Annotated in this window: 7 protein-coding genes; 6 read left to right on the top strand and 1 reads right to left on the bottom strand. The window is 32.2% G+C overall.

The annotated features are described in order from the left end of the window. The first annotated feature begins 378 nt into the window (after positions 1-378). From A3I1_RS0106605 to nrdG, 5 genes are all read left to right on the top strand, one after another. On the top strand, positions 379-1998 hold the full coding sequence (locus tag A3I1_RS0106605; protein ID WP_018370496.1) for a hypothetical protein: 1620 nt from the start codon (positions 379-381) through the stop codon (positions 1996-1998). Between the two features lie 106 nt (positions 1999-2104). Further along, on the top strand, positions 2105-4270 hold the full coding sequence (gene nrdD / locus A3I1_RS0106610; RefSeq protein WP_018370497.1) for an anaerobic ribonucleoside-triphosphate reductase: 2166 nt from the start codon (positions 2105-2107) through the stop codon (positions 4268-4270). Between the two features lie 54 nt (positions 4271-4324). Beyond that, positions 4325-4489: a hypothetical protein gene (locus A3I1_RS08535; RefSeq protein WP_018370498.1), complete on the top strand. Its 165-nt coding sequence runs from the start codon at positions 4325-4327 to the stop codon at positions 4487-4489. Further along, entirely contained in the window at positions 4470-4970 is a 501-nt protein-coding gene (locus tag A3I1_RS0106620; RefSeq protein ID WP_018370499.1) for a GNAT family N-acetyltransferase, read from the top strand. Before A3I1_RS08535 ends, A3I1_RS0106620 begins: the two co-directional genes overlap by 20 nt. A 1-nt stretch (position 4971) precedes the next feature. After that, complete coding sequence (gene nrdG, locus A3I1_RS0106625; protein ID WP_018370500.1) at positions 4972-5571, top strand: anaerobic ribonucleoside-triphosphate reductase activating protein; 600 nt, start codon at positions 4972-4974, stop codon at positions 5569-5571. Positions 5572-5735: 164 nt separating this feature from the next. On the opposite strand, the gene yaaA is transcribed toward nrdG, so the two are convergent. Continuing rightward, positions 5736-6464: a peroxide stress protein YaaA gene (gene yaaA / locus A3I1_RS0106630; RefSeq protein ID WP_018370501.1), complete on the bottom strand. Its 729-nt coding sequence runs from the start codon at positions 6462-6464 to the stop codon at positions 5736-5738. Positions 6465-6955: 491 nt separating this feature from the next. Here yaaA and A3I1_RS08035 point away from each other — a divergent pair. Next, positions 6956-8662: Cna B-type domain-containing protein (locus tag A3I1_RS08035; protein WP_473965400.1), on the top strand; the 1707-nt coding region annotated here is incomplete at its 3' end.

The raw sequence follows: 8662 nt of genomic DNA on the forward strand, positions 1-8662 counted from the left end.
AATTTCAAGCTACCAATATACATAGTAATCAAGTATAGCAATACCAGTATGCTTTTTATCATCTTTTTTGAAAAATAGGAAATAAGATCTTATATGTTTTATAAAAGCAATAATAAGTTTATGATGACCTCCTTTTTTGCATTTAAAAAAATGAACTATTTTATGGAGTTGAAACTATCATTAAAGCATTAAACTGAAACTAAAAAGACTCAATCCAGTCTCATACAAAAATGAGTTATTCGATTAAATGATAATCTCAAATTTTTGGGTTAAATTAGACTTTTCCAAGAATTTTAAATAACAATAAGAAATTGACTAATCAAAAGTTTTTGCTATACTTAAATAATAAGAACGTTCAGAAAGGAAAGAGGATATCAAATGTCATCTATTTCATTAGAGAGTTATAGTGAGAAATTGTCAGATTCATCTTATAAAGAGGAAATACCTCAAAATCTTTATCTTAGTAGAAAAGCTAAAAAAAGATCAACTAAACAGCCAAAGATGAAAAAAAACAATGTGAAAGTGCCACTTTTTCATCATTTTTATCTAATGATTTTTAGTTTGATTATTTCTTTGTTTAGTATTGTTATCCCTTTTTTCTCAAATTTTGCCAATGGAATTCAATCTCAAAATCTTTATACGGGCTTTATGTTAATACATGGGCAACTCCCATATACAGATCTTTTTGTAACAGGGGGATTTCTATATTATCTCACTATTTCCTTAAGTTATCTATTAGGAAGTGAGCTATGGTTATTGCCCATACAAATTTTATCATTTTATATTTCAGGTATTTATCTCTATAAAATTGTTGTATCTCTAAGTAGCAAAAACGGCCTAGCTTTTACAGGAACTTTAATTTTTTATCTTTTAAATGCTTCTCTTGGATTTGGTGGACTCTACTCAATACAATTGTCCTTTTTATTTTTTTTGCCAGCAATATGGTTCTTATTAAATTACTTTAAAGGTAAAGCTAAAGATGAAGGATTTATTGTTTATGGGATATTGTGTGCTTTTGCTATTTTATTTGATTCTAGAAACTTATTATTTGGACTTGTAGCTTTCATCGTTTTAAGTATTTATAATTTAGCTCATAAATATATTGCTAGAGGATTTTACCAATTACTGTGCTTACTGTTTGGTTTGCTTCTCGTATTTTATACCGTGGGTTTCCTGGCTTTTAATATGCAAATTGTTGTTCCATATATACACCAAACTCTTTTTTACCCAATTACTTCTTTTAATATAACTCTTGAAAATTTTCTTTATAACCTTGCTTTCTATGTTATCTTTACTCTCGGTTCAGGAATCTTGATGGGGGTCTTACTATTTCCGTTGCTACTTAAAAAAACAAAAAACAATCATGCCATTAAATGGGTTTTCTTTTTATCACTATTTTCTTATTTCATTTTAATAGTTCTGACAAAAAATTTTGCTACCTATCACATATTACCAATGCTTCCATTTGGTTTAGTTTTGACGATTCTCGTTTTAAATCGTATGACTGATGAAGATAGTATTGAAGAAAAAGCACACTATCGTCAACAACCAACAGATAGCGCCTTCAAAGGTTTTAGTACTTTGATGCTAAAACATTTACTGGCTCCTCTCTTAGTAATGGTTTATGGAATTGGTCTACCTGTCTATCAATACCTTATGAATATTCCGCTTTACCAAGAAAGAGAAATAGTTGCTTCTTATATTGCAAGTAATACTTCGGAAAATGACTCTATATATGTCTGGGACAGTGTTGCAACAATTTATCAAGATAGTAAACGACAATCAAGTTCTCACTTATCTCTTCCTTTTATCAATACTTCTGATACTGTAAATCAAAAACGATTAGAAGATGAGTTACTTCAAAATAAAGCTAGCTATCTTGTTGTGAATAACAACTTAGAACTTCCCCAGGTGGTAAAGAGTGCTCTTGACAGTCATTATCAACCGATTGTGTTAGATAACATTAAACAATTAACTGTTTATCAACTAAATTCTTAAAAATCAATATGTTGTGTCTTTTAAAAAAATAAACACAACATATTGATTTTTATTTTGCTTATGATATAATATTTCTTAAAATAACATTAGAAAAGAAGGTAAAGAAATGGTCAAATCACTCATTACAGTTATTAAGCGTGATGGTAGAAAGGTGACATTTGAACCTGATAAAATTTTTCAAGCACTTTTAAAAGCTAGCAATCAGGTGACACCGTTAACACCATTTGTAGAAGAAAAACTAAGAGAGATTACTGAAAGTGTTGTTACAGAAATTTTTGAACGCTTTAATAAAGATGTTAAAATCTATGAAATTCAAAATATTGTAGAACATCAATTGCTTGAAGCAAATGAATATGCCATTGCAAAAGCTTATATCAACTATCGAACAGAGCGTGACTTTGATCGTTCCAAGGCAACAGATATTAATTACACAATAGATAAACTAATTAACAGAGATCAAAGTGTGGTTAATGAAAACGCCAACAAAGATAGTAATGTCTTTAATACGCAACGTGATTTAACTGCTGGTATTGTTGGAAAATCAATTGGTCTTAAAATGTTGCCATTACATGTGGCAAATGCGCACCAGAAGGGTGATATACATTTCCATGATTTGGATTATAGTCCCTATACTCCAATGACTAACTGTTGTTTGATTGATTTTGAAGGGATGTTAAAGACAGGTTTTAGAATAGGAAATGCTGATGTTGAAAGTCCAAAATCTATTCAAACAGCAACAGCTCAAATTTCACAAATCATTGCTAACGTTGCTTCCAGTCAATACGGTGGTTGTTCTGCCGATCGTATTGATGAAGTTTTAGCCCCTTACGCTAAACTTAACTATGAAAAGCATATGAAAGATGCCGAAAAATGGTTAGCTGAAGATAAAAGAGAAGACTATGTGCGTGAAAAAACACTTAAAGATATTTATGACGCCATGCAAAGTCTTGAATATGAAATCAATACACTTTTCACATCCAATGGACAAACACCGTTTACTTCTCTTGGTTTTGGGCTAGGTGAGGGATGGTTTGAACGTGAGATACAAAAAGCTATCTTAAACATTCGTATTAAAGGGCTTGGAAAAGAACAACGCACAGCTATTTTCCCTAAATTGATTTTTACTGTTAAACGTGGTCTTAATCTAGATCCTGATTCTCCAAACTATGATATTAAGCAATTAGCTCTCGAATGTGCAACAAAACGCATGTATCCAGACATGTTGTCTTATGATAAAATTGTAGAACTAACTGGTTCTTTTAAAGTTCCTATGGGATGTCGTAGTTTTCTTCAAGGATGGAAAGATGAAAACGGCAAAGATGTTACTTCTGGGCGTATGAATCTTGGTGTTGTCACTGTTAACCTTCCTCGTATTGCATTAGAATCTCAAGGTGACATTGAAAAATTCTGGGATATTTTTAGTGAACGTATGTCTATTGCTAAAGATGCACTTGTTTATCGTGTAGAACGTGTTAAAGAAGCAATACCAGCAAATGCTCCTATCTTATATCAATATGGTGCTTTTGGGAAACGTCTTCCTAAAGACGGAAATGTTGATGATCTCTTTAAGAATCGTCGTGCCACTATTTCTCTAGGTTATATCGGCTTATATGAAGTGGCAACAGTCTTTTATGGCGGTCAGTGGGAAACTAATCCAGCAGCGAAAGACTTTACGATTGATATCATTCATCAAATGAAGAGCCTTTGTGAAGACTGGTCAGATGAGTTTGGTTATCATTTCTCAGTCTACTCAACACCATCAGAAAGCTTGACAGATCGTTTTTGCCGCCTAGATACTGAAAAATTTGGTGTTGTTGAAAACATTACAGACAAAGAATATTACACGAATAGTTTCCATTATGATGTTCGTAAAAACCCTTCACCATTTGAAAAATTAGATTTTGAAAAAATCTATCCAGAGACTGGTGCAAGTGGTGGTTTCATCCATTATTGTGAGTATCCTGTTTTACAACAAAATCCTAAAGCCTTAGAGGCTGTTTGGGACTATGCTTATGATCGTGTTGGGTATCTAGGAACTAACACACCAATTGATCGTTGCTATGAATGTGAGTTTGAAGGTGATTTTGAACCAACTGAACGTGGGTTTAAATGCCCTAATTGTGGCAACACCGATCCAAAAACAGTAGATGTGGTGAAACGTACTTGTGGTTATCTAGGCAACCCACAAGCAAGACCAATGGTTAATGGTCGTCATAAAGAAATTGCTTCACGTGTTAAACATATGAATGGTTCAACAATGAAAATAGACTGATTAAAAGATAAATAGGTTGCTAAGTAGCAACCTATTTAAACAGGAGAAAGACAAATGGGGAAATACCAATTAGATGATAAAGGTAAAAAGCAAGTACAACGTTTTCACGAGAAAAATTCTTATTTAAAAAAAAATAAAAAAGAGCAGATTAATGGCTTAAAAGAAATTTTTTTAGATAAATTAACAAGGAGAAAATCTGATGATATTAAGAAGACCTGACTTGGGTGACGAAGAGACCATTACAGAGATGATAAATGAATTTGAAGGCCATAACAGTCAGCATGATGGTGGCTTTTGGACCCCACACGAATTTTCTTATAATGATTGGTTGCAACAAAACCGTGAGTATGAAATAGGAATTATTCCTGGTCTTTTAGTGCCTTCTATTCAGTTGGTTTCTTTTGATGCTAATAACAGAGCCCTAGGTTTTTTAAGTTTACGTCTTCGCTTGAATAATATTTTACTGCAAAAAGGAGGTCATATTGGTTATAGTATTAGACCAAGTGAGCGTGGCAAAGGCTACGCCAAAGAGCAACTAAGGCAAGGTTTGAAATTAGCCAAAGAAAAAAACATCATGTCGGTTTTATTGACTTGCCATAAAGATAATTTAGCCAGCAAAAAGACCATTCTATCTTGTGGTGGTATTCATGAAGATACTCGTGAAAATGTAGAGCGATATTGGATTGATTTGGAGGGATAAGATGAATAATCCTAAACCTAAAGAATGGAAGAGTGAAGATTATAGTCAAGGGTATATTTCTGATTATAAAGCTTTTAATTTTGTGGATGGTGAAGGAGTGAGGAATTCGCTTTATGTGAGTGGTTGTCTCTTTCATTGTCAAGGATGCTACAATCAAGCAACTTGGAATTTTCGAAATGGTGTGCCCTACACAAAAGAATTAGAAGAACAGATTATGGCTGATTTGGCAAAACCTTATGTACAAGGGCTTACTCTTTTGGGAGGGGAACCCTTTTTAAACACAGGTATTTTACTGCCTTTGGTCAAACGGATTAAAAAAGAATTGCCTGAAAAAGATATTTGGTCATGGACAGGTTATACTTGGGAAGAAATGATGCTTGAAACACCTGATAAATTAGAATTATTGAGCTATGTTGACATCTTGGTTGATGGACGTTTTGACATCACTAAGAAAAATTTAATGCTTCAATTTAGGGGTTCTTCTAACCAACGTATCATTGATGTCAAAAAATCCTTAAATAGCAAATCAGTGGTTATTTGGGAAAAACTTAATGATGGTAAGGCAATCTATGAACAAGTGTCAAGAAATTATTTAGCATAAAAAGTAAGAATAATGAATTATTTGATCAAAAATAAAATTGCTAATCTAATATAAATTAGCAGATTTGAAAATTGGTTTATCTTTTGGGTAAGGCACTGTCAAATAAATTTTTGGTTTTATACTATATCAGTTTGGAGGCTAAGATAAAAAATCCTAGCCTCTTTTTATATTTCTTTGACAAAAACCAGTTTATTAGATTTAGATAAATCTTTACGATAAGAAAAACCATTAAAACTCAATTTTTTAAGGTCTGAAAGTTCTTGAGCTTGTTGCTTAATGGCTGTTGCTAAAAAAGTGCCTCGTCCTTTTTTAGAAATAGTAGAATGTGTTTTTAATTGCCCTTTTTTAGATTCCATAAAAACAACACTAGTCAGTTGTTCTCGAATAGATTTAGAAAAAACATCTTCAAATTCTTTAGATAATAAAGAGATGTAAATTTCCGTAGAATTAATACTAGCATCAAAATCCTTTTGCCAATATTTTTTGAGGGATTTTCCATCAATAGTGAGTTTTTGTGAGAAATCTAGACGGTGTGGTGCAATAGGTTCTAATGCAGAAATAATACCATATAAAGAAGAAGTGATTAAAACATTTGAATTCATCTGCTCTAGCTCACTAGCAGAAAATTTTAAATAATTGATATGGCGATACATCAAACCATTAAAAAGAGAAATAGCTGGGTAATAATTAGCTTTGTTGTTTTGCATATTTTGAATTCTATGCCATTCTTTTTTAGCAGCTTCAGGCTTTATTTTATAAAAATGAGCTAGTTCACCAGGCGTCATTTTTGCTAATACTGCAATGATAGTTTTTGTTTTTTGATTGATTGGAGCAGGCGTTACTTTTTCTATCATTTCAGTCATTTCTTTTGCAGTTGGAATTAAAAATTTCATACTCATCTCCTTATCATTTTTCTATTCTAGATTATTTTATATAAAAGTCAAATAATTTATTTTCTATATAATAATGAAAGACTTTATTTGTCTTAGTTTAAAGGGATAAAAGATTTGGTTAAGTTCTTTTTATTCATTGGGTAAATTCGAAATTTTGAAATAAAATGATGATTTCTTGTGTTTATGGATATGTTTACAAAAAAATAGAATAAGTTGCAATTTTTTTAAAAAAGTATTAGAATGTTAATGGCTGTAACAGACAGTTTGTATATTTTATAAGCATAAAAATTGTAAATAATTTCATTACCCTAAAATTCTTTAAGTTATTGTTATTATTTACCATTTTAATCTATGAAATATAAAAGAAAGGAAAAAATATGAAGAAAAAATTATTAAAAGTCGTATCATTACTAATATTAGTAATAACAACTTTTTCACTTATTAAAACTCCTAGCGTTGCCGCGACAGAGCATGATAATGTCATTACAAATATGTCTTTAACAAGTGAATCTGGAGGAGAATTGCCTGATAGCATAGGTCAATGGGTAAATTTTCGAATAAATGCTGATTTTGCTTTGCCAGATAATGTAGTTCATCAAGGGGATACTACCACTATTCAATTGCCTGATAAGCTTACTTTTCCTCAAACGACAGCCTTTGAAGTGAAAGATCCAGATGGCAACTTAGTTGCAAATGCAACAATTAATTCTGATACTAAACAAGTAGTATTAACTTATACGGATTATGTAGAGACACACTCTAATGTAACTGGTAAATTATTTTTTTACTCTCGCGTTGATTTTATAGTGACTGATGTGGCTGAAGAAATAGATGTTAATATTCAAGTCGGTTCAAAAACGTTTGTTGCTGGTAGAATTAATTATACTGGAGTTCAAAAACCTGATGCATATTTACTAGAAAAATCGGGTTGGGCAGAAAATGGGGATTCTCAGACTGGTAATTTTGCGATAGCTGTTAACCGTATAAATCAAGCTCTTAATAACGTTGTTATAACTGATACCCTTAAAACTCCAGGGACATCCTATAAGAAAGATTCAATCCAAATTTACAAAGGAACATGGGCTTTCATTCAAGGAGATTGGAGATTAACAAATCGTCAAGAAGTTACTCAAAACTATACGGTAAACATTGATGAGACAAATAATTCATTTACGGTTGCTCTAGGAGATATGTCTGAAAATGATAACTTTATGATTATTTATAAGACAAATGTTTCTTATGTCCCAACAGATGGTGAACTTTTTGAGAATAATGCTCAATTAACAGCAACAGATCATGGTACAACTGAAACTAGAACTAGTTATCGCTATTTAGAGGCAGGTGGTAGTGCAGAGGGTTATGTCTACACTATAAAAATTTATAAAATTGCTGAAGCTGTAGATGGGCCTATTCCCCTTGAGGGAGCCGTTTTTGATGTTTTTCGAAAAGCTAACGGCCAAAAAGTGGGTACTTTGACAACAGACACTGATGGAATTGCTTCTATTGGTAATCTTTTAAAAACAGATTATATCCTTAGAGAAGTTACTGCTCCGACAGGTTATGAACGATTAACTAGTGATATTGAAATTACACCAAAAGATTTTGATGATAATAAAATTGCTGAGAAGACCGTTATCAATAGATTAGCTAAAACTTCTATTAGCGGTCAAAAAACATGGAACGATAACAATGACCAAGATGGTAAGCGTCCCAAACAAATTATTGTTAAATTATTGGCTAATGGAGTCGATACAGGCAAAACTGTAACTACAGATGTATCAAAAGGTTGGGCATATACCTTTGATAATCTTGATCAAAGAGATGCACAAGGTGCACCAATTCAATATTCTGTAGCTGAAGAGGATGTACCGGAATATAGTGCTGTTGTTACAGGATATGATATTACTAATACTCATACGCCAAGTGTGACAGAAGTTTCAGGTAAGAAAATCTGGGATGATGCCGACAACCAAGATGGTAAACGCCCAGCAGAAGTTGTGGTTAATCTCTTAGCAGATGGTCAACCAACAGGCCAAAAAGCTACAGTTAATGAAGCAAGCAATTGGGCTTATAGCTTTACTGATTTACCNGAATTTAAAGATGGTCAAAGAATTGTTTATACTGTGACAGAAGATGTTGTTGCAGATTATACAACAACTATTGAAGGCTTTAATATCACTAATAGTTACCAACCAGGT

The sequence above is a fragment of the Streptococcus marimammalium DSM 18627 genome (assembly GCF_000380045.1).
Lineage (GTDB): Bacteria > Bacillota > Bacilli > Lactobacillales > Streptococcaceae > Streptococcus > Streptococcus marimammalium.